Raw genomic sequence first — 26,330 nt, forward strand, 5'->3', positions numbered from 1 at the left:
GGCGCCCGATGTCATCGACTGCAGAAGACCGGCGCACGCCGACCGCCCTCGTCGTCGGGGCCTCGCGCGGCCTCGGCCACGCGATGGCGGCCGAGCTTCTCGACCGGGGGTGGGACGTCGTCGGCACGGTCCGCGACACCACCGCGAGGACTCCCCTGCACGACCTCGCGGACCGGGCCGGCGGCCGTGTCGGCGTCGAGCGGCTCGACGTCAACGAGCCTGAGCACCTGCCGCCCCTGCGCGAGCGTCTCGCGGGCCGAGGGATCGATCTGCTCCTCGTCGCCGCGGGCACCACGAACAACCAGACGACACCGGTCGGCGCGATCTCCACCGAGGACTTCGTCGAGGTGATGACCACCAACGCGCTCGGCCCGATGCGCGCCATCGAGGCGCTCAAGGACCTCGTGTCCCCCACGGGCCTCATCGCGGTGCTGTCGTCGGGGCAGGGCAGCATCACGAACAACACGGCCGGGGGCCGCGAGGTCTACCGGGGAAGCAAGGCGGCGCTGAACATGTTCATGCGCGGCTTCGCGGCCCGGCAGGCCGGGACGCGGCGGGCGCTCGTCCTGCTGGCGCCGGGCTGGATCCGCACCGACCTGGGCGGTCCCGACGCGCCCTACACCGTCGAGGAGAGCACCCCGCTGCTGGTGGACGTCCTGCTGTCGCGCATGGGCACGCCCGGCCTCGCGTACCTGGACCGCTCGGGCGACACCGTCCCCTGGTGAGCCCCGGTGGGCCTCGGTGGGGCCCGGTGGGCCTGCGGGCGGGTCACCTCCGAAAAAATGGTTCGCCCGGCGTCGCCGCGGTCGCTAGAATCTCGGCTCTTGCCCGCCTCCCTCGTGGAGCGCCGCCGTCCGGACGGAAACCGGACGGCCGCCATGACGTGATCCGCACCGCTCGGAGACCGCGTACCGCCCCTCGCCGGGCGGTGCGCGGCCCGTCGGCGTGCGCACGTCCACCCGCTGTTGCCGCGCACCCGCCACCGGAGGCCCGCCGTGCCCTCGCACGCCCCTGAACCCGACACCGTGCCCGCGCCGGACGCCGCACCGCCCGATCCCCTGGGGCGCGAGCGCGCCCACCTCGCGGCGTCGCGTGCCGCGCTGCGCGCCATGCGGGAGGAGGCGGAGTCGCTCGACATCCGCGACGTCACCGCCAACTGGGTGAACGCCGCCGTCCTCGACGCGCAGATCAGGGAGCGCGTGAAGTCGCTGGCCGACCTCGCGCACACGCCGCTGTTCTTCGGCCGCCTCGACTACCTGCGCGCGGTCGGCGCGGAGGAGGCCGAGGGCGGGGCGGGCGAGTCCTTCTACATCGGGCGGCGCCACGTGCACGACGCGCAGGGCGACCCGATGGTGATCGACTGGCGTGCGCCCGTCTCGCAGCCCTTCTACCAGGCGTCCAAGAAGAACCCGCTGGACGTGGGCCTTCGGCGGCGCTTCGGCTACACGGGCGGCGACCTCACGGCGTACGAGGACGAGCACCTGTCCGACCCCGCGGAGGACGAGCACACGAGCGCGCTCCTCCAGGCGGAGATCGAGCGGCCGCGCGTCGGCCCGATGCGCGACATCGTCGCGACGATCCAGCCGGAGCAGGACGAGATCGTGCGCTCGGGGCTCGGCGGGACGGTGTGCGTGCAGGGCGGCCCCGGCACCGGGAAGACCGCGGTCGGCCTGCACCGCGTGGCGTACCTGCTGTACGCGCACCGCGAGCGGCTCGCCCGCACGGGAACGCTCGTCGTCGGGCCCAACGCGTCGTTCCTGCACTACATCGAGCAGGTGCTGCCGGCGCTCGGCGAGCTGGAGGTCAAGCAGTCGACGGTCGACGCGCTGGTCACGTCGGACGCGGTGGTGGTGCGCGGCACGGACGCGGCGCCCACGGCGATCGTCAAGGGTGACGCGCGGATGGCCGAGGTGCTGCGGCGCGCGGTCCGTTCGCACGTGACGCCGCCGGTGGAGCCGCTGATGGTGGTGCGCGGGTCGCGCCGGTGGCGCGTCCCGGCGTACGAGCTGGAGGAGATCGTGCGCGAGCTCCTCGACCGTGACATCCGCTACGGTGCGGCGCGCGACGCGCTGCCGCAGCGGATCGCGCACGCGGTGCTCGTCCGCATGGAGCGGGCGGGCGAGGCGCCCGACGACCGCGTCCAGGACTCGGTGGCGCGCAACGCCGCCGTGAAGGCCGTGGTCAAGGCGGTCTGGCCGGTCGTGGACCCGGCGAAGCTGGTACTGCGGCTGCTGTCGGACGCGGAGTTCCTCGCCGAGCACGCGGAGGGGCTGCTGGCGCCCGAGGAGCAGCGGACGATCCTGTGGGAGAAGCCGGCGCGCTCCGTGCGGTCGGTGAAGTGGTCGGCGGCGGACGCCGTGCTGATCGACGAGGCGAGTGACCTCGTGTCGCGGACCCACTCGCTCGGGCACGTCGTACTCGACGAGGCGCAGGACCTGTCGCCGATGCAGTACCGGGCGGTGGGCAGGCGCTGCTCGACGGGGTCGGCGACGGTACTCGGCGACCTGGCGCAGGGCACCACCCCGTGGGCCACGGCGAGCTGGCCTGAGGCGCTGCGCCACCTGGGCAAGGCGGACGCGCTGGTGGAGGAGTTGACGGCGGGGTTCCGCGTGCCGCGCGAGGTGATCGCGTACGCGTCGCGGCTGCTGCCGTCGATCTCGCCGGGGCTCGCGCAGGTGCGCTCGGTCCGCGAGTCGCCGGGGTCGCTGTCGGTCAGGCGGGTGGAGGGGGACACGTCGCTGGACGCGGCGGTGCTCGACGCCTGCCGCAAGTCGCTGGGGCACGAGGGCTCCATCGGCCTGATCGCGGCGGACGCGCGCGTCCCCCGGCTCGCGGCGGCGCTGGAGGCGGCGGGGATGCCGTGCCTGTCTCCCGGCGAGGAGACGACGGCCGAGTCGCGCCTGACGCTGGTGCCCGCATCGCTGGCGAAGGGCCTTGAGTACGACTACGTGGTCCTGGACGAGCCGTCCGCCGTGGTCGCGGGCGAGCCGGACGAACGCACCGGCCTGCGCCGCCTGTACGTGGCGCTCACCAGGGCGGTCTCCGGCCTGACGGTCCTGCACGCGGCCCCGCTGCCCGCCGCGCTGGCCCACTGACCGTCCAGGCTGCCGTCCGCCGCGCGGGCCCTGGCACCGCGAGACAGGTCACCCGCGCGCCGGGCACACCCGGGCCCGGGGCGCGACCCACACGCCCGGCCGCAAGGAAGCCCGCCACGCCGCGCCGGCGGCGGGCAGGTACCGCGGTTGCGGCCGCCCGAAGGATCCGGCGGGCGTCGGGGTGCCTCGTACGCCGCGCGCGGACCCCTGAGACCACGAGACAGGCCACCGACGCGCCGGGCAGCCGGCCGGGGGCGTGCCCCACGCGCCCGGCCGCAAGGACGCCCGCCACGCCACGCGGCGGCGGGCAGGTACCGCGGTTGCGTCCGCCCGGGGGATCTGGCGGGCGTCGGGGTGCCTCGTACGCCGCGCGCGGACCCCTGAGACCGCGAGACAGGCCACCGACGCGCCGGGCAGCCGGCGCGGAGGCCCGGCACCGGCCGGTGCCGGAGCGGGACACCGGGCGGCCACCACCGTGCGACGCGGCCGGCGCCGACGGCTACGCCGCGCGTGGCGCATGGGGCCACCGGCCACTGCGGGCGTCCCCGGCGCGCGAGCACGCAAGCGCCACGCGACTACGCGTCCAGCGCCTCGCGCCAAGCGGCGACCGCCTGCGGGGAGACGGGGGCCTGCCAGCCGTCGGGACGGGCGGCCCCGCCGATGTGGAACGCGCCGACGCCCGCCGCCCGCAGCACGGGCAGGTGGTCGAGGCGCAGGCCGCCGCCCACCATCATCCGCGCCTCGTACCCCGGCTCGTCCACGGTGGAGGCCGCGGCCTCGGCGAGAAGTGTCGGCATGCCGTCGTCGACGCCCTTCGGCGAACCCGCGGTGAGGAATCCGTCAAGACCCGGCATGTCCGCGAGCTGCCGTCGCAGCGCGTCCCGGTCGGCGGCGCGGTCGATGGCGCGGTGGAACGTCCAGTGGCAGCCGTCCAGCACGGCGACGAGCCGCTCGACCGTCACCAGGTCGGCGCGGCCGCGCGTGTCGAGGAACCCGAGGACGAACTCCCGCGCGCCTTCGGCCCGCAACCCGGTGGCGACCTCGACCAGCCGGTCCACGTCCCTGGGCGTGCCCGCCGCGAAGCCGTCCGTGAGCCGCAGCATCACGCGCAGGGGGATGTCCACGGCGTCGCGGATCCGGCAGAAGGTCTCGCGCGACGGGCTCAGGCCGTCCGCCGCCATGTCCGAGACGATCTCCAGCCGGTCGGCCCCGCCCGTGCGGGCGGCGACCGCGTCGTCGCCGTCGAGGGCGATCACCTCCAGAAGTGGGCGCTTGCTCATGAGCCATCCGTTCAAGAGGTCTAGTCCAAAGTCGCCCCCACTTTACGATCCGGCCCTCCCACTCGCACCACTACCCCGACCTGGCGCTCCACCACCCTTGCTTTTCATACCCCCTAGAGGTATACCGAGGAGAGTCATTCATACCCCCAGGGGGTAGGATCGGACCTGTAGTCGATGTCGAGGAGCGCCTCATGAGCCCCACCAGGACAACGGGATCCGATGGCGGACCCGGCCTCGCCCCGGCCGAGGTCGAGCTCGCCATCGGCGGTATGACCTGCGCCTCCTGCGCCGCACGCATCGAGAAGAAGCTCAACCGCATGGAGGGCGTCGAGGCGACGGTCAACTACGCCACCGAGAAGGCGAAGGTCAGCTACGCCGGCGAGCTCTCCGTCGGCGACCTGATCGCCACCGTGGAGGCGACGGGCTACACGGCCGAGGAGCCTCCCGCCCCGGCGGCCGCCGGCAGCGGTGGCGACGCCGGCCAAAGAGGCGCGCCCCCCGCCGAGGACGCCGAGCAGCGGACGCTGCGGCAGCGGCTGACGACCGCGGTCGTGCTCGCGGTCCCCGTGATCGCCCTGGCGATGATCCCCCCGCTCCAGTTCGACAACTGGCAGTGGCTGTCCCTGACGCTCGCCGCGCCCGTAGTCCTGTACGCAGGCCACCCCTTCCACCGCGCCGCCTGGACGAATCTGCGGCACGGCGCCGCCACGATGGACACGCTGGTCTCCGTCGGTACGCTCGCCGCCTTCCTGTGGTCGCTGTGGGCGCTGTTCTTCGGCACCGCCGGGATGCCCGGCATGCACGACACCTTCACGCTGACGGTCACCCGCTCCGACGGCGCGGGGAACATCTACCTCGAAGCCGCGGCCGGCGTCACCGCGTTCATCCTGGCGGGCCGCTACTTCGAGGCCCGTTCCAAGCGCACCGCGGGCGCTGCCCTGCGCACCCTGCTCGAACTGGGCGCCAAGGAGGTCACGCTCCTGCGCGACGGCCGCGAGGTGACCGTGCCCACCGCGCAGCTCGGCGTCGGCGACCGGTTCGTCGTCCGCCCCGGCGAGAAGATCGCCACCGACGGCACCGTCGTCGAGGGCGCCTCCGCCGTGGACGCCTCGATGCTCACCGGCGAGTCCGCGCCCGTCGAGGTCGCCGTGGGCGACACCGTCACCGGCGCGACACTCAACGCGGGCGGCAGGCTCGTCGTCGAGGCCACGCGTATCGGCTCGGACACCCAGCTCGCCCGGATGGCGCGCATGGTCGAGGAGGCGCAGAACGGCAAGGCCGCGGCGCAGCGTCTGGCCGACCGCATCTCCGCCGTCTTCGTGCCGGTCGTCATCGCGCTCGCGCTCGCCACGCTCGGCGGATGGCTCGCCTTCGGCGGCGGTCTGACCGCGGCCTTCACCGCGGCCGTGGCCGTCCTGATCATCGCCTGCCCCTGCGCGCTCGGGCTCGCCACCCCGACGGCCCTGCTCGTCGGCACGGGCCGGGGCGCCCAGCTCGGCATCCTCATCAAGGGCCCCGAGGTGCTGGAGACGACCCGGCGCGTGGACACGATCGTGCTCGACAAGACCGGCACCGTCACCACGGGCCGGATGGAACTGCAGGACGTGCACGTGGCGCCGGGCGTCGACGAGAACGACGTCCTGCGTCTCGCGGGGGCGGTCGAGCACGCCTCCGAGCACCCCGTGGCCCGGGCAGTGGCGGAAGGGGCCGCGCGCCGCGCGGGCACGCTGCCCTCGCCCGAGGACTTCGCCGCCGTGCCGGGCCTCGGCGTGCAGGGCGTCGTCGAGGGGCACGCCGTGCTCGCCGGCCGGCCCAAGCTCCTCGCCCAGTGGGAGATCCACCTGCCGAAGGACCTGGAGCGCGCACGTCTCGAAGCGGAGGCCGCGGGCCGTACGACCGTGGCCGTCGCCTGGGACGGCGAGGCGCGTGCCGTGCTCGGCGTCGCCGACGCGATCAAGGACACGAGCGCCGAGGCCGTGCGCCGGCTGCGCGACCTCGGCCTGCGGCCCGTCCTGCTCACCGGCGACAACAAGGCCGTCGCGAACAGCGTGGCCGGCGAGATCGGCGTGTCCGAGGTGATCGCGGAAGTACTGCCGGAGGACAAGCTCGGCGTCGTCAAGCGGCTCCAGAGCGAGGGGCGGTCCGTCGCGATGGTCGGCGACGGCGTCAACGACGCCGCCGCGCTGGCGCAGGCGGATCTCGGTCTCGCGATGGGCACGGGCACCGACGCCGCGATCGAGGCCGGGGACCTGACCCTCGTGCGCGGGGACCTGCGGACCGCGGCCGACGCGATCCGGCTGGCGCGCCGCACACTCGGCACGATCCGCGGCAACCTCGTATGGGCCTTCGGGTACAACGTCGCCGCGCTGCCGCTCGCGGCAGCCGGGCTGCTCAACCCGATGATCGCGGGCGCGGCCATGGCGTTCTCCTCGGTCTTCGTGGTGGGCAACTCCCTGCGCCTGCGCGGGTTCAAGAGCCTCTGAGGCCAGGTCGGCCGGGTCCGGTTCGTCATGCGGAAAACCGTAGGCGTCCCGGCCCCGGCCACGTCGGGAGTTATCCACAACCTCGGACGTATTGTCGTACCTATGCCCGAGCACCACACCGGCCGGCGCACCGGCCCCTGGACCGGCCACCGCGCCGCCGACGCGCCGGCCCCCGACCCGGAACTGCGGGAGCGCTTCGCCGCCGCGCTGCGGCCGCTGAGCGGGGCGGGCACCGACCCCTACCCGTACGCGGACGACCTGCTGGCACGCTGGTCGCAGCCGCAGCGGCACTACCACACGACCCGTCACCTCGCGGCCGTGCTCGACCACGTCGACACGCTGGAGGGCCACGCGCACGACCCCGGTCTCGTACGCCTCGCCGCCTGGTTCCACGACGCCGTCTACCGGCCGGACCGCAGCGAGAACGAGGAGCGCTCCGCCCGGCTCGCCGAACGCGCCCTGCCCGAGGCGGGCGTGGCTGCCGACGCGGCGGCCGAGGTGGCGCGCCTCGTGCGCCTCACCGCGGACCACGCGGCGCAGCCGGGGGACGCGAACGGCGCCGTGCTGTGCGACGCGGACCTGGCGATCCTCGCCGCGCCGCCCGCGACGTACGCCGCATACGCCGCGGACGTCCGCGCCGAGTACGGCTTCGTGCCCGACGACCTGTTCCGCACGGGCCGCGGCGAGGTGCTCGAACAGCTCCTCGCCCTGCCGAGCCTGTTCCGCACCCCGTACGGCCTGCGGGAGTGGGAGGAGCAGGCCCGCCACAACATCGCCGCCGAGCTGCGCCTGCTGGCGGCGGGCTGAGCACACCCCGCACGCCCGCGGGAATGCGGGAATGCGGGAATGCGGGGAATGCCCGGAGCCGTTGACCGTGTCATGCCTGAGACAACGGGTCGACGTGCCCGCATGCCGCTCGCCGTCTACATCCTGGGACTGTCCGTCTTCGCTCTCGGAACGAGCGAATTCATGCTGTCCGGCCTGCTGCCGCCCATCGCCCGCGACATGGACGTCTCCATACCCACCGCGGGACTGCTGATATCGGCCTTCGCGATCGGCATGGTCATCGGCGCACCGCTGCTCGCCGTCGCCACCCAGCGGCTGCCGCGCCGCACCACTCTCGTCGTCCTGATCTCGGTGTTCGGCCTCGGCCAGGTCGCCGGTGCGCTGGCCCCCTCCTACGCGCTCCTGTTCGCCTCACGGGTCGTCAGCGCCTTCGCCTGCGCGGGTTTCTGGGCCGTCGGCGCCGGCGTCGCGGTCGCGATGGTCCCGCTGAACGCGCGGGCCAGGGCGATGGCCGTCATGATCGGCGGCCTGTCCATCGCCAACGTCCTCGGCGTGCCGGCGGGCGCCTTCCTCGGCGAGAACTTCGGCTGGCGCGCCGCGTTCTGGGCGGTGGGGGCGGCCTCCGCGATCGCGCTCGCCGGGGTGGTCACGCTGATCCCCCGCATCCCGCGGCCCGAGCGCAAGCCGGAGCTGCGGCGTGAGCTTGCCGTCTACCGTGAGGGCCGCGTCTGGCTCGCCGTCATGATCACAGCGCTCGCCGGAGGCGCCGTGTTCTGCGCGTTCTCCTACATGGCGCCGCTGCTCACGGACGTCTCCGGGCTGTCCTCCGGCTGGGTGCCGACCGTGCTCGCGCTGTTCGGCCTCGGCGCGCTCGTGGGGACGACCGTCGGCGGCAGGTACGCGGACGCGCACCTGTTCGGCGTGCAGTTGAGCGGCGTCATCGCCTCGACGGTGCTGCTCGCGGCGCTCGCGCTGACCGCCTCCCACGCGGTGGCGGCGATCGTGCTGACGTTCCTGATCGGCTTCTCGGCCTTCTTCACGGCGCCGGCGCTCAACGCCCGCATGTTCGACGTCGCGTCGGCGGCGCCGACCCTGGCGGGTGCCACCGCGACGGCGTCGTTCAACGCGGGCAACACGGCGGGCCCCTGGCTCGGCGGCCGTGTCATCGACGCCGGGTTCGGCTTCGCCGCCACGGCCTGGGCGGGTGCGGCGATGGCGCTGGCCGCCGTCGTGCTGTGCGTGGTGGCGATGCGCCCGTGGACGCGCACGCCACGCGGCGGACGCCGGGCCGGCAGGGTCGTGGCGGCCTCGCCGCTCGCCTCGCGCAAGTCCGGACAGCGCGCCGCGACGCAGGCCGCGGGCCGCGAGGCCCGGTAGACCGGGTGGTGATCGACCGGACGGGCCGTCAAGCCGTGGGGCGCCCCTTGGGACGTCGCAGGCCCGCCTCGGTGATCCTGCGGACGAGTTCCTTCGAGCCGATCTCGACGGCCCCGGCCCGCACTGCGTCGTCGTAGCGGTGCGAGGGGAGGTCGTAGTGGTCGCGCTCGAAGGCCCTCGGCGGGCAGCCAAGACCGGCGGCGAACGCGTGCAGCTCGCCGAACGAGGCGTCGCTGACCAGGTGGGACCACATCCGGCCGTGCCCCGGCCAGATCGGCGGGTCGATGTAGACGGTCACGGGCGCACGCCCAGCGCGCCGACCGGGGCTATGACGGTGCCCGCCCTGCCGCACACCCAGTGCGGGTCGGGGCCGAGCTCCGGCTCGACGTCGAGCGCGTGGGGATCGTCCGCCGCGCACACGGGGCACAGGGGCCAGCGCCCGTACCGTTCGAGCAGGGCGTCCTGCACGTCCTGGGCTACGAGGCCCGCCACGAACGGCGCCCCGTCGGGCCACTGCTCGACCCACCACCTGCGGTGCGCGACGGACTCCTCGACGAGCGAGACGGTCTCGGCGCCCGCGACGCCGCCGGCGGCCAGGTCGGCCATGACCAGCGCGCGGGCCGCGTGCAGCGCCTGCTCCAACGGGTTCACCTCGTTCATCCCGCCATTGTGGCCCCGTGGCGGAGCCCACCACACATGAGAGGGATTGCGGCGGGCCAGGGGTTGACGGGCCGCTCGACCTGAAAATACCTTTCAAGTGTGGCCAATGACCTGAAGGAAATTTTCAGCGCTCGTCCGCCGGCGCCCGCGGCCCTCGCCGCCAAGGTGCGCACGCTCGGGCCCTCGATGACGCGCTCCATGCAGCTGGTCGCCGAGGCCGTCGCCGGCGACCCGGCGGGCTGCGCCGCGCTGACGGTCACGGGTCTCGCCGAGCTCACGGGCACCAGTGAGGCCACCGTCGTGCGCACGTCGCGCCTACTCGGATACCCCGGATACCGCGATCTGCGCCTCGCGCTCGCCGGGCTCGCCGCCCAGCAGCAGTCCGGCCGATCCCCCGCGGTCACCGCCGACATAGCCGTCGACGACTCGATCGCCGACGTCGTCACCAAGCTGGCCTACGACGAGCAGCAGACCCTCGCCGACACGGCCGCCTCCCTCGACACCACACAGCTCGGGGCCGTGGTCTCCGCCGCCGTGAGCGCCCGCAGGATCGACATCTACGGCGCCGGCGCCTCCTCGCTCGTCGGCATGGACCTCGCCCAGAAGCTGCAGCGCATCGGCCTGATCGCGTACGCGCACGCCGACCCGCACCTGGCGGTGACCAACGCGGTCCAGCTCCGCTCGGGGGACCTGGCGATAGCGATCACCCACTCGGGCTCCACGGGCGACGTCATAGAACCGCTGCGCGCCGCCTTCGACCACGGGGCAACAACGGTCGCGATCACCGGCAGGCCCGACAGCGCGGTGACGCAGTACGCCGACCACGTGCTCACGACGTCCACCGCCCGGGAGAGCGAGCTGCGTCCGGCTGCCATGTCCAGTCGCACGAGCCAGCTCCTCGTGGTGGACTGCGTCTTCATAGGCGTCGCCCAGCGCACGTACGAGACGGCGGCGCCCGCCCTGTCCGCTTCGTACGAGGCGCTGGCCCACCGGCACAGCCCCCGCACCCCCCGCTGAGGTCCGCGCACAGCCACCGCGGCCCCGCGCAACCCGCGGGCGCCCGGCCGGCGGAGCACGGCCGCCACACGTGCCCCGCCTCGGCCCGCCGTACCCGTCAGCACCGCCGTACCCGTCAGCACCCCGTGTGCTCCGCCCCCACACCCCGACGCTTTCTCCGCGCATCCAGAAAGAGCCGCACCAGACATGACCTCCACGCCCGCACCCGCGCCCTACGGGGACCTCCGCGCCCAGCTGGAGACCCTGACCACCGAGGCGTTCCGCACCGATCTCGCCGAGATCGACCGGCTGCCCACGGCCGAGATCGCCCGCCTGATGAACGGCGAGGACGACACGGTCCCCGCCGCCGTCGCGCGGCAGCTGCCCGAGATCTCCGCGGCCATCGACGCGATCGCCGAGCGCGCCGCGCGCGGCGGCCGGCTGGTCTACGCGGGCGCGGGCACCGCCGGGCGCCTCGGCGTGCTGGACGCGAGCGAGTGCCCGCCGACGTTCAACACCGACCCGGGCGAGGTGGTGGGCCTGATCGCCGGCGGGCCCGGCGCCATGGTGACGTCGGTGGAGGGCGCGGAGGACTCCAAGGAGCTGGCCGCCGCCGACCTCGACGCCCTGGCACTCGGCCCCGACGACGCGGTGGTCGGCGTCTCCGCGTCGGGCAGGACGCCGTACGCCATCGGCGCGGTGGAGCACGCGCGTGCGCTCGGCGCCCTGACGGTCGGTCTCTCGTGCAACGCGGACAGCGCGCTCGCGGCGGCGGCCGAACACGGCATCGAGGTCGTCGTGGGCCCTGAGCTGATCACCGGCTCCACCCGGCTCAAGGCGGGCACGGCGCAGAAGCTGGTCCTCAACATGGTCTCGACGATCACGATGATCCGGCTCGGCAAGACCTACGGGAACCTCATGGTCGACGTACGCGCCTCCAACGAGAAGCTGCGCGCCCGCTCGCGCCGCATCGTCTCGCTGGCCACCGGCGCGTCCGACGACGAGATCGAGGCCGCGCTCGCCGCCACCGACGGCGAGGTGAAGAACGCCATCCTCGTCATCCTGGGCGGCGTCGACGGCCCGACGGCCGCCTCGCTCCTCGCCCGGGCGCGTGGCCACCTGCGCGCCGCGCTCGAGGCGTCCGCGCCGACGGCGGCCCGGCCCACCGGGCCCGCCCCGCGCTGACACGCACGCGCCCACGTTCCGTACCCCCCACGCCCGTACCACTTCGCACAGCAAGGCACCGAGCACCATGGCGACTGACAAGAACCGAGCGACGGCGGAGGCGATCCTTCCACTGGTCGGCGGCGCGGCGAACGTCGCGTCCGTCACCCACTGCATGACCCGGCTGCGACTCGGCCTCAGGGACAGGTCGCTCGTCCAGGACGAGGCGCTCAAGGCGCTGCCCGCGGTGCTCGGCGTCGTCGAGGACGACACGTACCAGATCGTGCTCGGCCCCGGCACGGTCGCGCGGGTCACCCCGATGTTCGAGTCGCTCGTGGACGAGGGGGCCGGGGGTTCGGCCGCGGCACAGATCCCGGCGTCGGAGCCCGTGGCGACCGCCCCGGGCGGTGCGGGCGGTGCGCGTACCGCGGAGCAGCTGGCCGCGCAGGGCGCCGAGATGCGCGCGGCCAGGAAGGCGAGGAACGCGACCCCGTTCAAGCTGTTCCTCAGGCGCGTCGCGAACATCTTCGTGCCGCTGATCCCCGCGCTGATCGGCTGCGGCATCATCGCGGGCCTGAACGGTTTGCTGACCAACCTGCACTGGCTGCCGTCGATCGTCCCCGCACTCACCGCGATCTCGTCCGGGTTCATGTCGCTGATCGCGGTCTTCGTGGGCTACAACACGGCCAAGGAGTTCGGCGGCACGCCCGTGCTCGGCGGCGCCGTCGCGGCCATCACCGTCTTCCCCGGGGTCACCTCGATCGACGTGTTCGGCCAGAAGCTGGCGGCCGGGCAGGGCGGTGTGCTGGGGGCGCTCGGCGCGGCGCTGCTCGCGGTGTTCGTCGAGAAGTCGTGCCGCAGGTGGGTGCCCGAGGCGCTGGACGTGCTGGTCACGCCGACGGTGACCGTGCTGGTGTCCGGTCTTGTCACCCTCTTCGGGCTGATGTTCGTGGCGGGCGAGGTCGCCACCGCCATCGGCGGCTTCGCGAACTGGCTGCTGTCCAACGGGGGCGCGGCGGCCGGGTTCGTACTCGGCGGCCTGTTCCTGCCCCTGGTGATGCTGGGGCTGCACCAGGCGCTGATCCCCATCCACACCACGCTGATCCAGCAGCAGGGGTACACCGTCCTCCTGCCGATCCTCGCGATGGCCGGCGCGGGCCAGGTCGGCGCGGCCATGGCCGTGTACGTCAGGCTGCCGCGCAACGGCTCCGTCCGCAGGACCATCAGGTCGGCACTGCCGGCCGGGTTCCTGGGCGTCGGGGAGCCGCTCATCTACGGCGTGTCGCTGCCGCTCGGCCGCCCGTTCATCACGGCCTGCGTGGGCGGCGCGTTCGGCGGCGGCTTCGTCGGCCTGTTCAACCAGCTGGGCGACGCGGTCGGTTCCACGGCCATCGGGCCATCGGGCTGGGCGCTGTTCCCGCTGCTGCAGGGCAACAGGGGCATGGGCACGATGGTCGCCGTGTACGCGGCCGGGCTCGTCGTCGGGTATCTGTCCGGCTTCGTCGCCACGTACTGGTTCGGCTTCACGCGGACGATGCTGGATGAGCTCAACACGGACGCGGAGGACGCGCCGGCGGACACGGGCACGAGCCCCGCCGCACAGCCCGTCGCCGCAGCGAACGCAACAGCATGACGGCGCGCGACCTGTCGGGGGTGCGGCCGCCGCGCCCGTCCGCCCGTACAACGGGCCGAGGGCGGCACCCCCTGGGAGTAGGGGTGCCGCCCTCGGATCCGTGCGGGATTCCGAACCTCGGAAAGAGGATCAGAAGTCCATGTCACCGCCCGGCATGCCGCCCGGCGCGCCCGCGGGGGCGGCCTTCTCGGGCTTGTCGGCGATGACGGCCTCGGTGGTGAGGAACAGCGCCGCGATGGACGCCGCGTTCTGCAGCGCGGAGCGCGTCACCTTGGCCGGGTCGAGGATGCCCTCGGCAATCATGTCGACGTACTCGCCGGTGGCGGCGTTCAGGCCGTGACCGACGGAGAGGTTGCGCACCTTCTCGACGACGACGCCGCCCTCGAGACCGCCGTTGACGGCGATCTGCTTCAGCGGGGCCTCCAGCGCGAGCTTGACGGCCTGAGCGCCCGTCGCCTCGTCACCGTTGAGCTCCAGCTTCTCGAAGACGGAGGACGCCTGCAGCAGGGCGACGCCACCACCGGCGACGATGCCCTCCTCGACGGCGGCCTTCGCGTTGCGCACCGCGTCCTCGATGCGGTGCTTGCGCTCCTTGAGCTCGACCTCGGTGGCAGCACCGGCCTTGATGACGGCCACGCCGCCGGCCAGCTTCGCCAGGCGCTCCTGGAGCTTCTCGCGGTCGTAGTCCGAGTCGCTGTTCTCGATCTCGGCACGGATCTGGTTCACGCGACCCTGGACCTGGTCGCTCTCACCGGCGCCGTCCACGATCGTGGTCTCGTCCTTGGTGATGACGACCTTGCGGGCGCGGCCGAGCAGGTCGAGGCCCGCGTTCTCCAGCTTGAGGCCGACCTCCTCGGAGATGACCGTGCCGCCCGTGAGGATGGCGATGTCGCCGAGCATGGCCTTGCGGCGGTCGCCGAAGCCCGGGGCCTTGACGGCGACGGACTTGAAGGTGCCGCGGATCTTGTTGACGACCAGCGTCGACAGGGCCTCGCCCTCGACATCCTCGGCGATGATCAGCAGCGCCTTGCCGGACTGCATGACCTTCTCCAGCAGCGGAAGGAGGTCCTTCACGTTGCCGACCTTGGAGTTGACGATCAGGATGTACGGGTCGTCCAGGGACGACTCCATACGCTCCATGTCGGTGGCGAAGTACGCCGAGATGTAGCCCTTGTCGAAGCGCATGCCCTCGGTGAGCTCGAGCTCGAGCCCGAAGGTCTGCGACTCCTCGACGGTGATGACGCCTTCCTTGCCGACCTTGTCCATGGCCTCGGCGATCAGCTCGCCGATCTGGGTGTCGGCGGCGGAGATGGAGGCGGTGGAGGCGATCTGCTCCTTCGTCTCCACGTCCTTGGCCTGCTCAAGCAGCGCGCCGGAGACGGCCTCGACGGCCTTCTCGATGCCGCGCTTCAGGGCCATCGGGTTGGCGCCTGCCGCCACGTTGCGCAGGCCCTCGCGGACGAGCGCCTGGGCGAGCACGGTCGCCGTGGTCGTACCGTCACCGGCGACGTCGTCCGTCTTCTTGGCGACTTCCTTGACCAGCTCGGCGCCGATCTTCTCGTACGGGTCCTCGAGCTCGATCTCCTTGGCGATGGAGACACCATCGTTGGTGATCGTGGGGGCGCCCCACTTCTTCTCGAGGACGACGTTGCGCCCCTTGGGGCCAAGGGTGACCTTGACGGCGTCGGCGAGCTGGTTCATCCCGCGCTCGAGACCGCGCCGTGCCTCCTCGTCGAACGCGATGATCTTGGCCATGTGAAGTGGTCCTCCCGGACTGGGGTGGATTGCTCCGGACCGCGCCCGTGCCCGCGACGGACGGCCAGTGCGCTCGCCCGTTCCTTCCGGGGTCACGCGACGGGCCTCACCGACCCGGTCCAAGTTGTCACTCTCACTCGTAGAGTGCTAACGCCAATGATTAGCACTCGACCCCCCCGAGTGCAAGCGGCTCGAAGACGTATAGGGGTGGCGGTCGGGCGACGGGCGGGCGGTCGGGCGACGGGCGGGCGCAAGCGGCTCGAAGACGTATAGGGGCGGCGGTCGGGCGACGGGCGGGCGGTCGGGCGACGGGTGGGGGCAAGCGGCTCGAAGAGCCGTCGCACGCGCGCAGGAGGCCTGTTCCCGCTGTGGCGGGTACAGGCCTCCTGTTTACGACTGCGTCTGGCCGATCGCGCCGGAATCAGACGGCGAGCTTGACCATGTCCGCCTGCGGACCCTTCTGGCCCTGCGAGATCTCGAACTCCACTCGCTGACCTTCTTCAAGGGTGCGGTAGCCGTCCATCTGGATCGCGCTGTAGTGGACGAAAACATCCGCACCACCGTCGACCGCGATGAAGCCGTAGCCCTTCTCCGCGTTGAACCACTTGACGGTGCCCTGAGCCATGCCTAACTCCCCTATTACAGGCCCCTGCTCGGGACCGCACTTCGCGCCGGAACGCGTCGACCGCGGCTGAATGTATCTGCCCAACTGCCCTCTGCAACAGGTCAATCGGACGAGAATTCTGGGCATGGCTGAAGACGCGAACCGGATGTACGTTCGCGTTCCCGGGCAAGTCGGGCCGCACAAAGTGCACTTATTGCACGATCGGCACCAAAATTTTGACCCGATGTTGTCGTGTTCTCGTGCGCGTTTCCCGTGCGCGTTCGGTATGGCCCCGCATGTCGCCTGCGCGTCGCGGATGGGCGGTCGCGTGCTCGGTTGAATCGTACCGCGCTCAACAACATGAAGACGCCCCCTCCGCGACGGCGGAGGGGGCGCCCGGCGCACTCGACGTGGTTCAGCAGCCGCCGGCGACCGCGGGGATGATCGACACGCCCGCACCGTCCGGCGTGGCGGTCTGAAGGCCCTGCTCGAAGCGGACGTCGTCGTCGTTGACGTACACGTTGACGAACCGTCGGAGCTTGCCCTGGTCGTCCAGGACGCGTCCGGCGATGCCCGGGTGGTTCTTCTCCAGGGACGCGATGACGTCGGACAGGGTGGTGCCGTCGGCGGCGACCTCGGCCTTACCGCCCGTGTAGGTGCGGAGGATGGTGGGGATGCGGACGTTGACGCTCATGGGCGGGTGCCTGCCTTTCGGGTGTCTCGAAGCTCGGGTGTGCGGGGCCGGTGGGCGCGCGCCGGCGGCCAGGGACTAGGCCAGCCCCGCCTCGCGGAAGGCGTCGAGGCTGGGCCGGATCGTGGCCGTCGGGCCCGTGGTCGGCGCGACAGCGTCCAGCGTCTTGAGGCCGTCGCCGGTGTTCAGCACGACGGTCGTGAGCGACGGGTCGATGAGGCCCGCCTCGATCAGCTTCTTCGTCACGCCGACCGTCACGCCGCCCGCGGTCTCCGCGAAGATGCCCTCGGTGCGGGCGAGCAGCTTGATCGCGTCGACGACCTGCTCGTCGTTGACGTCCTCCACCGCGCCGCCGGTGCGCCGGGCGATGTCGAGCACGTACGGGCCGTCGGCCGGGTTGCCGATCGCCAGGGACTTGGCGATGGTGTCCGGCTTCTGCGGGCGCACCACGTCGTGTCCGGCCTTGAAGGCGGTGGAGACCGGCGAGCAGCCCTCGGCCTGGGCGCCGAAGATCTTGTACGGCTTGTCCTCGACGAGCCCGAGCCTGATCAGCTCGCGCAGCCCCTTGTCGATCTTGGTGAGCTGCGAGCCCGACGCGATCGGGATGACGATCTGGTCGGGCAGGCGCCAGCCGAGCTGCTCGCAGATCTCGTAAGCGAGCGTCTTGGAGCCCTCGCCGTAGTACGGCCTGAGGTTGACGTTCACGAACCCCCAGCCCTCGCCCAGCGGGTCGCCGATGAGCTCGGAGCAGAAGCGGTTCACGTCGTCGTAGTTGCCCTCGATACCCACGAGTTCACCGCCGTACACGGCGGCCATCACGACCTTGCCCTGCTCCAGGTCGTGCGGGATGAACACGCAGGAGCGGAAGCCGGCCCTGGCCGCAGCCGCGCCGACGGCGCCCGCGAGGTTGCCCGTGGACGAGCAGGAGAGCGTGGTGAACCCGAAGGCGCGCGCGGCCTCGACGGCGATCGCGACGACGCGGTCCTTGAACGAGTGCGTCGGGTTGCCGGAGTCGTCCTTGACGTGCAGTTCCCCGGTGATGCCGAGCTCGCGGGCGAGGTTGTCGGCCTTGACGAGCTTGGTGAAGCCGGGGTTGATGTTCGGGTGCGCCGCGACGTCGGCGGGCACCGGCAGCAGCGGCGCGTATCGCCAGATGTTGTTCGGGCCCTGCGCGATCCGCTCCTTCAGCGCCTCGGGGCCGTCGGACGGCAGGTCGTACGCGACTTCGAGGGGGCCGAAACAGCTCTCGCAGGCGAAGATCGGTCCGAGGGGGAAGCGCTCGCCGCATTCGCGGCACGAGAGCGCGGCGGCGGGTCCGAGGTCGACGGTGCCGGTGCTGTCGTCGGCGTCACTGGTGTTCTGGACGGTCTGCACAGCCATGGAGGCGAGGCCCTTTCTCCTCATCTTCCTTGCGACGCGTCTCGCCGCAAGACGGAATTGGCACCTTCCCCACCGTGACCTCGCGGTCGGCGGGAGGGTTGCCGGGGCTTCAACGGGCCGTTCCCTCTGCCCCTCTGGATGAGCGCTATGGCGACCGGAACCAGTCTCCGGCGCGTTTGTCCCGCGGCGGGCCACCCGGCGTGCGGGCACCTTTCGCGTTGTCCAAGACTGTAGCCGAATGGCCGGACAGCGGAAGTTGCCGTCCGGCACGCGAGATGGATCACGTGGTGGCCGCGCACGGGCGAACCGACCGCGCCGGAAGCCGTCAAGACCCTGCTGACCAGGCACTTCCGGTCCACCGGTGATCCGTGCTTGCGACCGGCTCCTGGTGTCCAAGGCCACACGCGGGCCACCCATGGACCCGACGCGGGCCTGCCGCGCGGTCGCTGCGCGGCCGCCGTGCGGTCCCCGTGCGCGCGCCGTGCCCGTGCCGTCATGCGCCGTCATGTGCGCCGTCACCGGTGCCCCACCAGCCCCGTCCGTACGTTTGAGCGTTTCCAGGACTGGCTAGGTTCGCGATATGGCTTCCGAGCACGACGCGCACGGCGCTTCCGTCCTAGTGGCTTCCAACCGCGGGCCCGTCTCATACACCCTTCAGGACGACGGCACGCTGGCGGCCCGGCGCGGCGGCGGCGGCCTGGTGTCCGGGCTGTCCGCGACAGGGCCGGACACGGACGCGGTATGGGTGTGCGCGGCGCTCGGCGACGGCGACCGCGAGGCGGTGCGCCGCACGGGCGGGCGGCTCGACCCGGGCGACACCGGCGGGCAGCGCGTGCGGATGCTGGGTATCCCGCCCGAGGTGCACGGCGACGCGTACAACGGCATCGCGAACTCGGTGCTGTGGTTCGTGCACCACATGCTCTTCCAGACGCCGGTCGAGCCGTCGTTCGGCACGGAGTTCCGGGCGCAGTGGGCCTCCTACGAGGCGTACAACCGCGCGTTCGCCGAGGCGCTGGCCGACGACGCGCGCGAGGGTGCCGCCGTGCTCGTGCAGGACTACCACCTGGCGCTCGTGCCCGGCATGCTGCGCGCGCTGCGGCCCGACCTGCGGATCGGGCACTTCTCGCACACGCCGTGGGCGCCCGTGGACTACTTCGGACTGCTGCCGGACGACATCGCGCGCCAGCTGCTGCGCGGCATGCTCGGCGCCGACCGCGCGTGCTTCCTGACCAAGCGCTGGGCGGACGCGTTCCGTGCGTGCTGCGACGCGCTGCTCGGCGGCACGGGCGAGACGCGCACCGGGGTGCACGGGCTCGGCGCGGACGCGGACTTCCTGCGGGAGCGGGCACACCGCGCGGACGTCGGCGAGCGGATCGGGATGCTGCGCGAGCAGATCGGCACCGACGCGTCGGGGGCGCCGCGCCGCACGATCGTGCGGGTGGACCGCACGGAGCTGTCGAAGAACATCGTGCGCGGCCTCCTCGCGTTCCGCGCCCTGCTCACGGAGCGGCCCGAGTGGCGTGAGCGCGTGGTGCACGTGGCGTTCGCGTACCCGTCGCGTCAGGACCTCGCGGTGTACCGCTCCTACATGGAACGGGTGCGGCAGCTCGCCGACGAGATCAACGCCGAGTTCGGCACGGACGGCTGGACACCGGTGCTGCTGCACCTGGAGGACGACTTCGCGCGCTCGCTCGCGGCGTACCGCATCGCGGACGTCGCGCTGGTCAACCCGATCAGGGACGGCATGAACCTCGTCGCGAAGGAGGTGCCGGTCGTCTCCGACGGCGGCTGCGCGCTGGTGCTGTCGCGCGAGGCGGGCGCGTACGAGGAGCTGGGCGAGGACGCGCTGGTGGTCAACCCGTACGACATCACGGCTACGGCGCAGGCACTGCACGAGGCGCTGGCGATGCCGGCCGGCGAACGCGGCGAGCGCACGAAGCGGCTGGCGGCAGCGGCCACGGCGCTCCCGCCGAGCCGGTGGTTCCTCGACCAGCTCGCGGAGCTGCGCGCCTGACGGCAGCGCCTCGGCGCTGCCGGGCCCTGTGCTGCACGTCCTGGACTGCCGGCGCTGCATTGCGCGTCCCGAGCCACGCATCCCGAGCTGGGCGTCCTGAGCATCCGGCGCTCGCTGAGCCGCACAAGTCCTGGACTGCCGGCGCTGCACTGCGCGTCCCGAGCCGCGCATCCCGAGCTGCGTGTCCTGAGCATCCGGCGGGCGCTGAGCCGTACACGTCCTGGACTGCCGGCGCTGCGCTGGGCGTCCCGAGCCGCGCATCCTGCGCTGGGCGTCCTGGGCTCTCGGCCGGCGCTGAGCCGCCGGCCCTGCGCCGCGCGTCTTGGACTGCCGGCCGGCGCTGAGCCGCGCGTGCTTGGCCGGCTGCCGCGGCCGAGCCGTGTGTCCGCACGGCCTCGGGCAGAGGTACCCGCACGGGGTGCCCGTGCCGCGTGGCCGCCGGGGCGGCGGCGTCAGCGCGCGGCGCCGCCGAGCGCGGTCGCGAGCTCGGCGAGGAACGCCGCCAGGTCGGCGGGGCCGGCCAGCGCGAGGTCGGCGCGCGCCGTCAGCTCCGGGGTGGCCGTGCCGCTGGAGACGAGCAGCCCGCCGCGGCCCTCGGAGCGCAGGGCGTCCACCGCGTCGTAGGCGGCGAGGTCGCCGAGGTCGTCGCCGGCGTAGACGACGCTCTCCGCGCCCTTCTCGCGCGCGAACGCGGTGAGCGCGACGCCCTTGTCCATGCCGGGCGGCCGCAGTTCGAGGACCATGCGGCCGGGTTCGAGGAGCAGGCCGTGGCGGGACGCCAGGTCTTCCAGCGGGGCGCGCAGGGCGTCGAAGGCCGCCACCGGCGATGCGGCCCTGCGGGTGTGGACGGCGAACGCGTGTCCCTTGTCCTCGACCTTCACGTCCTGACCGGCGGCGAAGCGGCCGAGGAGGACGGGGAGTTCGGCGCGTGCGGCGGCGACGCCGGGGTGCGGGGGCGGGGTGCGCGGCGCACCGCCCGCAGCGTCCCAGCGCTCGGCGCCGTAGTGGCCGAGCACCACGAGCCCGTCGAGGCCCGGGACGCCGGCGAACCCGCCGTACTCCACGGCGACCGCCGCGGGGCGTCCGGTGATCACCACGACCGAGGCGATGTGCGGGGCGAGCGCGGCGAGCGCGGGCACGACGTCCTGGTGGGCACGCGCCTGCTCGGGGTCGGGCACGATCTCGGCGAGCGTGCCGTCGAAGTCGAGGGCGACGAGGGCCTTCTGCGGCGCGGCGAGGAGGGCGGCGAGGCCGGCCGCCCCCGCTGCGGTGGCGGGCCGGGGCAAGGAGGGGGTGCGGTTGCTGCCCATGGCATCCGACCCTACCGGCCCGCGCCTCAGCGGGCGTCCCGGTACGCCTGGCGCACGCGGCGCAGCCGGTTGACGGTGACAGGGTCGTGGGCGAGGGCGGCGGGGTCGTCGAGCAGCGCGCTCAGGAGCTGGTAGTAGCGCGTCGGGGACAGCGCGAGCTGCTCGCGTATCGCCCGCTCCTTCGCCCCCGGGCCCGGCCAGGGGCGCCGCTCCATCGCCAGCACGGCCTCGTCCCGCGCGGACAGTCCGCCCCCGGCGGCGCAGTCACCCGCGGCCGAGTCGCCCGCGGCGGAGTCGCCGGCAGGGGTACCGGAGTCGTCGGCACGGGCGGGTTCCGGGGCTTCGGTCGGCATGGTCAGCCAGGCTACTGGGCGGCCGCGTCCGCCGACCCGGCCTCCTTGGCGATCTTCGAGAGGACCTGCTGCGGGTCGTGTCCCGGCTCGACGGCCTGCCCGATGTTCTTCTTGATCAGCTCGCTCACCCGCGACCACGAGCTCTTGCCGAACGGATAGAGCTCAGAGGTGCTGAGCGTCTTCTGGAACTGGTGCAGGTCCTTCTCGCTGTCGTCGACCGACATCTCGTCGTTGGCGCTGTAGGTGACGGGCAGCAGGTCGTACTGGGTCGCGAAGTCCAGGACGTTCTGGTCGTCGTACACGTAGTCGAGGAACTCGCCGATCTGCTTGGCGTGGCCGTTCTGCTTGAACGCCATCATCCAGTCGGCCACGCCCATCGACGACTTGGCCATGCCGTCCTTGCCCGGCATCGGCACCATGCCGAAGTCGATGCCCGCCTTGCGCGCGTCGTTCATCAGCGTCGGGTGGCCGTTGAGCATGCCGACCTTGCCCTCGGTGAACTCCTTGAAGGCGTCGGCGCGGTCCAGCTTCCCCGGCGCGACGGGTCCTGTGAGGCCCTTGCCGACCAGGTTGTCCTTGAGCCACTCGAACGTCCTGACGTTGTCGTCCGAGTCGATGGTGTACGGGCCGTCCGTGGTGTCGGTGTAGCCGCCGCCACCGCTGAGCATCCACATCATGGTCTCGGCCTGGGCCTCCTCGCTGCCGAGCGGCAGGGCGAACGGCACGGGGACGCCGTCGTTCTTCAGCGCCTGCGCGTCGCTCGCGATGTCGGCCCAGTCCTTCGGGGCCTTGATGCCGGCCGCGTCGAAGAGGTCGCGGTTGTAGAACAGCAGCCGCGTGGAGGCGACGAACGGCAGTCCGTACTCCTTTTGGTTGACCCTGCCCGCCTCGGCCAGCTGCGAGACGAAGCTCGACTGGACCGGGACGCTGAGTATCTGGTCGGCGCTGTAGAGCTCGCCCTTGTCGGCGTAGTCGGCGAACGAGCCCACCTGCGCCATGTCGGGCGCGTCGCCGCGCTTGACCATCGCCGCCACGTCGGCGTCGACGGTCTTCCAGGAGCGGACGTCCACGTCCACCTTGATGTGCGGGTGCTTCTTGCCGAACTCGGCGGCCAGCTTCTTCCAGTAGACGCTGGACGACGTCTTCGGGCTGTTGCCGTAGTCCGCGGCCACGAGCTTGAGCGTGACGTCGCCCGGACCGGCCGGGCCGCCGCACCCCGCGGCGCCCATGGCGGTGCTCGTGACGACCATGGCCGTGGCGATGCCCAGACAGCGTTGGCGCACTGCTCCTCTTCCCACCTTTCGCCCACCGCGGGGCAGGGAAGCCCGACGATCGAACGGAGAAACGAAGACTTGACGGTACGCGGACGATGCCGCGCGGACGACGGTGGGGTGGGAAAAATACGCCGAAGGCAGGGGCTGCCCTTGTACGAGCGGGAAAGATCACGCAGAGTGGACTAGACCTCTCAAGGGTGTACGCGCGAGACTGTCCCCGTGAAACACGTCATCGCCCTCGATGTGGGCGGCACCGGCATGAAGGCCGCCCTCGTGGGGGCGGACGGCGAGCTGCTGCACGAGGCGCGCAGGCCCACGGGCAGGGAGCGCGGGGCCGACGCGGTCGTGGAGGCGATCCTCGGCTTCGCGGCGGACCTGTACGCGTACGGCGCCGAGCGGTTCGGCGAGGGGGCGCGCGCCGCGGGCGTCGCGGTACCCGGCGTCGTCGACACCGGGCGCGGCATCGCGGTCTACGCGGCGAACCTCGGCTGGCAGGACGTGCCGCTGCGCGCCCTGGTCGGCGAGCGGCTCGGCGGAATCCCCGTGGCGCTGGGACACGACGTACGCACCGGCGGCCTCGCCGAGGGCCGCCTCGGCGCGGGCCGCGGCTCGGACCGCTTCCTGTTCATGCCCATCGGCACGGGCATCGCGGGTGCCATCGGCATCAACGGCGCCATTGAGGAGGGCGCGCACGGTGTCGCCGGCGAGATCGGCCACGTCGTCGTGCGCCCCGACGGGCCGCAGTGCAGCTGTGGGCAGTACGGCTGCCTGGAGATGCTCGGCTCGGCCCGCGCGGTCACCCGCGCATGGGCGGCGGCGTGCGGCGATCCCCGCGCGGACGCCGCGGACTGCGCCAAGGCCGTCGCCTCGGGCGACCCCGCCGCCGCCGAGGTGTGGCGTGACGCGGTCGACGCGCTCGCCGCCGGGCTCGTCACGGCCCTGACGCTGCTCGACCCGCGCACCCTGATCGTCGGAGGCGGCCTCGCCGAGGCGGGCGACACGCTGTTCGGGCCGCTGCGCGCGGCCGTCGCGGAGAAGGTCACCTTCCAGAAAACGCCCACCATCGTTCCGGCCGCACTCGGCGACACCGCGGGGTGCCTCGGCGCCGGACTGCTCGCCTGGGACCTACTCGCCACGGAGGTAAGAGCCTGATGGCCGCCGTACCCACGTCGCCCGCTTCCCCGTCCTCGACCGGGCCTGGCACCGCGGCCCCGCAAGCCACCGCGCCCGGCACCGCGCCCGTCGGCACCGGCACCGGCACCGGCACGTGCACCGTGCTGACCGGGGGCCGCGTCGTCCTGCCCACGGGCATCGTCGACGGCGGACGGGTCATCGTGCAGGGCGGCCGCATCGCCGGCTCGGCCCCCGAGGGCGCACCCACCGTCGACCTGAGCGGGCACTGGATCGTGCCCGGCTTCGTGGACATGCACAACCACGGAGGCGGTGGCGCATCCTTCACGTCCGGATCGCACGAGGACGTGCTCAAGGGCGTGCGCACGCACCGCGAGCACGGCACGACGACGGTCGTCGCCTCCACGGTCACCGGCGAGCTCGACTTCCTCGCCCGGCGCGCGGGCGTGCTGTCCGAGCTGGTCGAGCAGGGCGATTTGGCGGGCGTCCACTTCGAGGGGCCGTTCATCTCGCCGTGCAGGAAGGGCGCGCACAGCGAGGCGCTGCTGCGCCACCCTGACCCGGCGGACGTCCTGACGCTGGTGAAGGCCGCTCGCGGCACCGCGCGGATGATGACGCTCGCCGCTGAGCTGCCGGGCGGCCTCGACTCGGTGCGGCTGCTCGCCGACCACGGCGTGATCGCGGCGCTCGGCCACACGGACGCGACGTACGAGCAGACCGTCGAGGCGATCGACGCGGGCGCGACGGTCGCGACGCACCTGTTCAACGCGATGCCGCCGCTCGGCCACCGCACGCCTGGGCCGATCGCGGCCCTGCTTGACGACGAGCGCGTCACGGTGGAGCTGATCAACGACGGCACCCACCTGCACCCGGCGGCGCTCGGTGTGGCGCTGCGGTGCGCGGGCGCGTCGCGCGTCGCGTTCATCACGGACGCGATGGACGCGGCCGGCTTCGGCGACGGGACGTACGCACTCGGCCCGCTGGAGGTCGAGGTGAAGGACGGCGTCGCGCGCGTCGTCGAGAACGGGTCGATCGCCGGTTCGACGCTCACGCTCGACACCGCCTTCAAGCGGGCCGCGACGATCGACGGGCTCGGGGTCGAGGACGTCGTCCGCGCGATTTCGGCCAACCCCGCACGCCTGCTGGGCCTCGACGACCGGGTGGGCTCCCTCGAACCGGGCAAGGACGCCGACGCGGTGATCCTCGACGCGGACTTCACCCTGAAGGGTGTCCTGCACAAGGGCGCGTGGGTGGTGGACCCGCGCGCGGCCTGAGCCGTGCCGCCGGCCGGCGCGGCCGGATCCCACGGACGCCTCCCTTCCCCCTCTAGGCCGGGGCGCTCGTGTTTGGCATGATCGAACACGGCGATCGGCAGCGCCTGAACCGGCGCACGAAGAAGAGGATTGGGGGTGGGGGCCGCGTGATTCTCACCGTCACCCTCAACGCGGCCCTGGACATCACCTACCGCACCGCCTCACTGGTGCCGCGGTCGAGTCACCGCGTCAGCGAGGTCTCCGAGCGTCCCGGCGGCAAGGGCGTCAACGTCGCGCGCGTGCTGTCCGGCCTCGGCCACGAGACCGTCGCCACCGGTTTCCTCGGCGGCAGGACGGGCGACGACGTGCGGCAGCTGCTCGCGCGCCTGTCACCGCGCACCGTCGACGCCTTCGTGGGGATCGCGGGCACGACCCGCCGCACCCTGGCCGTCGCCGACGAGAAGAGCGGTGACACCACGCAGTTCAACGAGCCGGGCCCCGTCGTGTCGGCCGCCGAGTGGGGGACGTTCACCGCCACGTACGAGCGGCTGCTCGACGGCGCGCAGGCCGTGGCGCTGTGCGGCAGCCTGCCGCCGGGGCTGCACGTCGGCGCGTACGCCGAGCTGGTGCGACTCGCCCGCACCGCCGGGGTGAGCGTCCTGCTCGACACCAGCGGCGAGCCGCTGCGCCGCGGCGTGGCCGCGCGTCCCGACATCGTGAAGCCCAACGCCGACGAGCTCGCCGCGCTCACCGGCTCCCGCGAACCGGCGCGCGCCGGCCGGGACGCCCGGCGCCGCGGGGCACGCTCCGTCATCGCCTCCCTCGGACCCGACGGGATCCTCGCCACCACGCCCGACGGCTCCTGGCGCGCCCGTCCGCCGGCTGCGGCGCGCGGCAACCCGACGGGCGCGGGCGACTCCGCCGTCGCCGGCCTGCTCTCCGCCCTCGCCGAGGGCATGGCCTGGCCCGACCGGCTGCGCCGCGCCGTCGCGCTGTCGATGGCGACGGTGCTGGCCCCGGCGGCCGGCGAGTTCGACGCGGCCGCGTACGAGGAAGTGCTGCCGCGGGTCACCGTCGAGACGGTCGCCTGA

The 26,330-nt window shown here is 73.0% G+C and carries 22 protein-coding genes and 1 riboswitch; of the genes, 12 read left to right on the plus strand and 10 right to left on the minus strand.

All coding sequences use genetic code 11. The annotated features are described in order from the left end of the window. Positions 1 to 8 precede the first annotated feature (8 nt). Together IH48_RS0102055 and IH48_RS0102060 are read left to right on the plus strand one after the other, a co-directional pair. On the plus strand, positions 9 to 725 hold the full coding sequence (locus IH48_RS0102055; protein WP_030898248.1) for an SDR family NAD(P)-dependent oxidoreductase: 717 nt from the start codon (positions 9 to 11) through the stop codon (positions 723 to 725). Between the two features lie 270 nt (positions 726 to 995). Next, a complete protein-coding gene (locus tag IH48_RS0102060) occupies positions 996 to 3,095 on the plus strand; it encodes a HelD family protein (RefSeq protein WP_051838975.1) in 2,100 nt (699 codons plus the stop codon). Between the two features lie 575 nt (positions 3,096 to 3,670). On the opposite strand, the gene IH48_RS0102065 is transcribed toward IH48_RS0102060, so the two are convergent. After that, positions 3,671 to 4,375 (minus strand): copper homeostasis protein CutC, encoded by a 705-nt coding sequence (locus IH48_RS0102065; protein ID WP_030898253.1) that lies wholly within the window; start codon positions 4,373 to 4,375, stop codon positions 3,671 to 3,673. A gap of 191 nt (positions 4,376 to 4,566) precedes the next feature. Here IH48_RS0102065 and IH48_RS0102070 point away from each other — a divergent pair, with 191 nt between their 5' ends. The 3 genes from IH48_RS0102070 (at position 4,567) to IH48_RS0102080 (ending at position 9,021) form a co-directional block, all read left to right on the plus strand. Next, the gene (locus IH48_RS0102070; protein ID WP_030898256.1) at positions 4,567 to 6,858 is read left to right on the plus strand and encodes a heavy metal translocating P-type ATPase; all 2,292 of its coding nucleotides are present in this window, start codon (positions 4,567 to 4,569) and stop codon (positions 6,856 to 6,858) included. Positions 6,859 to 6,960: 102 nt separating this feature from the next. Further along, positions 6,961 to 7,665 carry a hypothetical protein gene (locus IH48_RS0102075; protein ID WP_234434091.1) on the plus strand — a complete coding sequence of 235 codons (705 nt, stop codon included), beginning with the start codon at positions 6,961 to 6,963 and terminating at the stop codon, positions 7,663 to 7,665. Between the two features lie 102 nt (positions 7,666 to 7,767). Then, entirely contained in the window at positions 7,768 to 9,021 is a 1,254-nt protein-coding gene (locus IH48_RS0102080) for a Cmx/CmrA family chloramphenicol efflux MFS transporter (protein WP_078849399.1), read from the plus strand. Positions 9,022 to 9,049: 28 nt separating this feature from the next. Here IH48_RS0102080 and IH48_RS0102085 read toward each other — a convergent pair whose 3' ends face one another. Together IH48_RS0102085 and IH48_RS0102090 are read right to left on the minus strand one after the other, a co-directional pair. Next, complete coding sequence (locus IH48_RS0102085; RefSeq protein WP_030898263.1) at positions 9,050 to 9,319, minus strand: DUF4031 domain-containing protein; 270 nt, start codon at positions 9,317 to 9,319, stop codon at positions 9,050 to 9,052. Continuing rightward, entirely contained in the window at positions 9,316 to 9,681 is a 366-nt protein-coding gene (locus tag IH48_RS0102090) for a hypothetical protein (RefSeq protein WP_030898265.1), read from the minus strand. The genes IH48_RS0102085 and IH48_RS0102090 overlap by 4 nt, the downstream gene beginning before the upstream one ends. A gap of 99 nt (positions 9,682 to 9,780) precedes the next feature. Here IH48_RS0102090 and IH48_RS0102095 point away from each other — a divergent pair, with 99 nt between their 5' ends. The 3 genes from IH48_RS0102095 to IH48_RS0102105 all read left to right on the plus strand — a co-directional run bounded on the left by IH48_RS0102095 (position 9,781) and on the right by IH48_RS0102105 (position 13,474). After that, on the plus strand, positions 9,781 to 10,698 hold the full coding sequence (locus IH48_RS0102095) for a MurR/RpiR family transcriptional regulator (protein WP_030898266.1): 918 nt from the start codon (positions 9,781 to 9,783) through the stop codon (positions 10,696 to 10,698). Positions 10,699 to 10,884: 186 nt separating this feature from the next. Then, positions 10,885 to 11,862: an N-acetylmuramic acid 6-phosphate etherase gene (gene murQ, locus IH48_RS0102100; protein WP_037840781.1), complete on the plus strand. Its 978-nt coding sequence runs from the start codon at positions 10,885 to 10,887 to the stop codon at positions 11,860 to 11,862. 67 nt (positions 11,863 to 11,929) lie between these two features. Beyond that, positions 11,930 to 13,474 (plus strand): PTS transporter subunit EIIC, encoded by a 1,545-nt coding sequence (locus IH48_RS0102105; protein ID WP_030898270.1) that lies wholly within the window; start codon positions 11,930 to 11,932, stop codon positions 13,472 to 13,474. A 129-nt stretch (positions 13,475 to 13,603) separates the two neighbouring features. On the opposite strand, the gene groL is transcribed toward IH48_RS0102105, so the two are convergent. The 4 genes from groL to thrC form a co-directional block, all read right to left on the minus strand. Continuing rightward, positions 13,604 to 15,229 carry a chaperonin GroEL gene (groL, locus tag IH48_RS0102110; protein ID WP_030898271.1) on the minus strand — a complete coding sequence of 542 codons (1,626 nt, stop codon included), beginning with the start codon at positions 15,227 to 15,229 and terminating at the stop codon, positions 13,604 to 13,606. A 421-nt stretch (positions 15,230 to 15,650) separates the two neighbouring features. Beyond that, complete coding sequence (locus tag IH48_RS0102115; protein WP_005315736.1) at positions 15,651 to 15,854, minus strand: cold-shock protein; 204 nt, start codon at positions 15,852 to 15,854, stop codon at positions 15,651 to 15,653. Between the two features lie 394 nt (positions 15,855 to 16,248). Beyond that, positions 16,249 to 16,527, minus strand: a complete 279-nt coding sequence (locus IH48_RS0102120) for a ubiquitin-like small modifier protein 1 (RefSeq protein WP_030898273.1) — start codon at positions 16,525 to 16,527, stop codon at positions 16,249 to 16,251. Between the two features lie 75 nt (positions 16,528 to 16,602). Then, positions 16,603 to 17,904: a threonine synthase gene (gene thrC / locus IH48_RS0102125; RefSeq protein ID WP_030898275.1), complete on the minus strand. Its 1,302-nt coding sequence runs from the start codon at positions 17,902 to 17,904 to the stop codon at positions 16,603 to 16,605. 17 nt (positions 17,905 to 17,921) lie between these two features. Further along, positions 17,922 to 18,049, minus strand: a riboswitch (SAM riboswitch). Between the two features lie 435 nt (positions 18,050 to 18,484). On the opposite strand from thrC, the gene IH48_RS0102130 reads away from it, so the two are divergent. Next, positions 18,485 to 19,918 carry an alpha,alpha-trehalose-phosphate synthase (UDP-forming) gene (locus IH48_RS0102130; RefSeq protein ID WP_030898276.1) on the plus strand — a complete coding sequence of 478 codons (1,434 nt, stop codon included), beginning with the start codon at positions 18,485 to 18,487 and terminating at the stop codon, positions 19,916 to 19,918. A gap of 452 nt (positions 19,919 to 20,370) precedes the next feature. Here IH48_RS0102130 and otsB read toward each other — a convergent pair whose 3' ends face one another. From otsB to IH48_RS0102150, 3 genes are read right to left on the minus strand one after another with little or no spacing between them, the layout of a single operon-like run. Beyond that, entirely contained in the window at positions 20,371 to 21,228 is an 858-nt protein-coding gene (gene otsB, locus IH48_RS0102140; protein WP_030898278.1) for a trehalose-phosphatase, read from the minus strand. Positions 21,229 to 21,254: 26 nt separating this feature from the next. Next, a complete protein-coding gene (locus IH48_RS34710) occupies positions 21,255 to 21,581 on the minus strand; it encodes a DUF3263 domain-containing protein (protein ID WP_078849400.1) in 327 nt (108 codons plus the stop codon). Positions 21,582 to 21,592: 11 nt separating this feature from the next. Further along, a complete protein-coding gene (locus IH48_RS0102150) occupies positions 21,593 to 22,831 on the minus strand; it encodes an extracellular solute-binding protein (protein WP_051839102.1) in 1,239 nt (412 codons plus the stop codon). A 243-nt stretch (positions 22,832 to 23,074) separates the two neighbouring features. Between IH48_RS0102150 and IH48_RS0102155 the strand changes: the two genes are divergently transcribed. From IH48_RS0102155 to IH48_RS0102165, 3 genes are all read left to right on the plus strand, one after another. After that, on the plus strand, positions 23,075 to 24,007 hold the full coding sequence (locus tag IH48_RS0102155; RefSeq protein ID WP_030898283.1) for an ROK family protein: 933 nt from the start codon (positions 23,075 to 23,077) through the stop codon (positions 24,005 to 24,007). Beyond that, a complete protein-coding gene (gene nagA / locus IH48_RS0102160; RefSeq protein ID WP_078849401.1) occupies positions 24,007 to 25,260 on the plus strand; it encodes an N-acetylglucosamine-6-phosphate deacetylase in 1,254 nt (417 codons plus the stop codon). Before IH48_RS0102155 ends, nagA begins: the two co-directional genes overlap by 1 nt. A gap of 146 nt (positions 25,261 to 25,406) precedes the next feature. Then, positions 25,407 to 26,330, plus strand: a complete 924-nt coding sequence (locus IH48_RS0102165) for a 1-phosphofructokinase family hexose kinase (protein ID WP_030898288.1) — start codon at positions 25,407 to 25,409, stop codon at positions 26,328 to 26,330.

Source organism: Streptomyces sp. NRRL F-5126, assembly GCF_000721265.1.
Lineage (GTDB): Bacteria > Actinomycetota > Actinomycetes > Streptomycetales > Streptomycetaceae > Streptomyces.

Excerpts from the sequence above, each read along its gene's own strand:
- IH48_RS0102055 (WP_030898248.1), top strand. The coding sequence starts at position 9 with ATGTCATCGACTGCAGAAGACCGGCGCACGCCGACCGCCCTCGTCGTC.
- IH48_RS0102065 (WP_030898253.1), bottom strand. The coding sequence starts at position 4,375 with ATGAGCAAGCGCCCACTTCTGGAGGTGATCGCCCTCGACGGCGACGAC.
- IH48_RS0102070 (WP_030898256.1), top strand. The coding sequence starts at position 4,567 with ATGAGCCCCACCAGGACAACGGGATCCGATGGCGGACCCGGCCTCGCC.
- IH48_RS0102075 (WP_234434091.1), top strand. The coding sequence starts at position 6,961 with ATGCCCGAGCACCACACCGGCCGGCGCACCGGCCCCTGGACCGGCCAC.
- IH48_RS0102080 (WP_078849399.1), top strand. The coding sequence starts at position 7,768 with ATGCCGCTCGCCGTCTACATCCTGGGACTGTCCGTCTTCGCTCTCGGA.
- IH48_RS0102090 (WP_030898265.1), bottom strand. The coding sequence starts at position 9,681 with ATGAACGAGGTGAACCCGTTGGAGCAGGCGCTGCACGCGGCCCGCGCG.
- murQ (WP_037840781.1), top strand. The coding sequence starts at position 10,885 with ATGACCTCCACGCCCGCACCCGCGCCCTACGGGGACCTCCGCGCCCAG.
- IH48_RS0102105 (WP_030898270.1), top strand. The coding sequence starts at position 11,930 with ATGGCGACTGACAAGAACCGAGCGACGGCGGAGGCGATCCTTCCACTG.
- groL (WP_030898271.1), bottom strand. The coding sequence starts at position 15,229 with ATGGCCAAGATCATCGCGTTCGACGAGGAGGCACGGCGCGGTCTCGAG.
- IH48_RS0102115 (WP_005315736.1), bottom strand. The coding sequence starts at position 15,854 with ATGGCTCAGGGCACCGTCAAGTGGTTCAACGCGGAGAAGGGCTACGGC.
- IH48_RS0102120 (WP_030898273.1), bottom strand. The coding sequence starts at position 16,527 with ATGAGCGTCAACGTCCGCATCCCCACCATCCTCCGCACCTACACGGGC.
- thrC (WP_030898275.1), bottom strand. The coding sequence starts at position 17,904 with ATGGCTGTGCAGACCGTCCAGAACACCAGTGACGCCGACGACAGCACC.
- IH48_RS0102130 (WP_030898276.1), top strand. The coding sequence starts at position 18,485 with ATGGCTTCCGAGCACGACGCGCACGGCGCTTCCGTCCTAGTGGCTTCC.
- otsB (WP_030898278.1), bottom strand. The coding sequence starts at position 21,228 with ATGGGCAGCAACCGCACCCCCTCCTTGCCCCGGCCCGCCACCGCAGCG.
- IH48_RS34710 (WP_078849400.1), bottom strand. The coding sequence starts at position 21,581 with ATGCCGACCGAAGCCCCGGAACCCGCCCGTGCCGACGACTCCGGTACC.
- IH48_RS0102150 (WP_051839102.1), bottom strand. The coding sequence starts at position 22,831 with ATGGTCGTCACGAGCACCGCCATGGGCGCCGCGGGGTGCGGCGGCCCG.
- nagA (WP_078849401.1), top strand. The coding sequence starts at position 24,007 with ATGGCCGCCGTACCCACGTCGCCCGCTTCCCCGTCCTCGACCGGGCCT.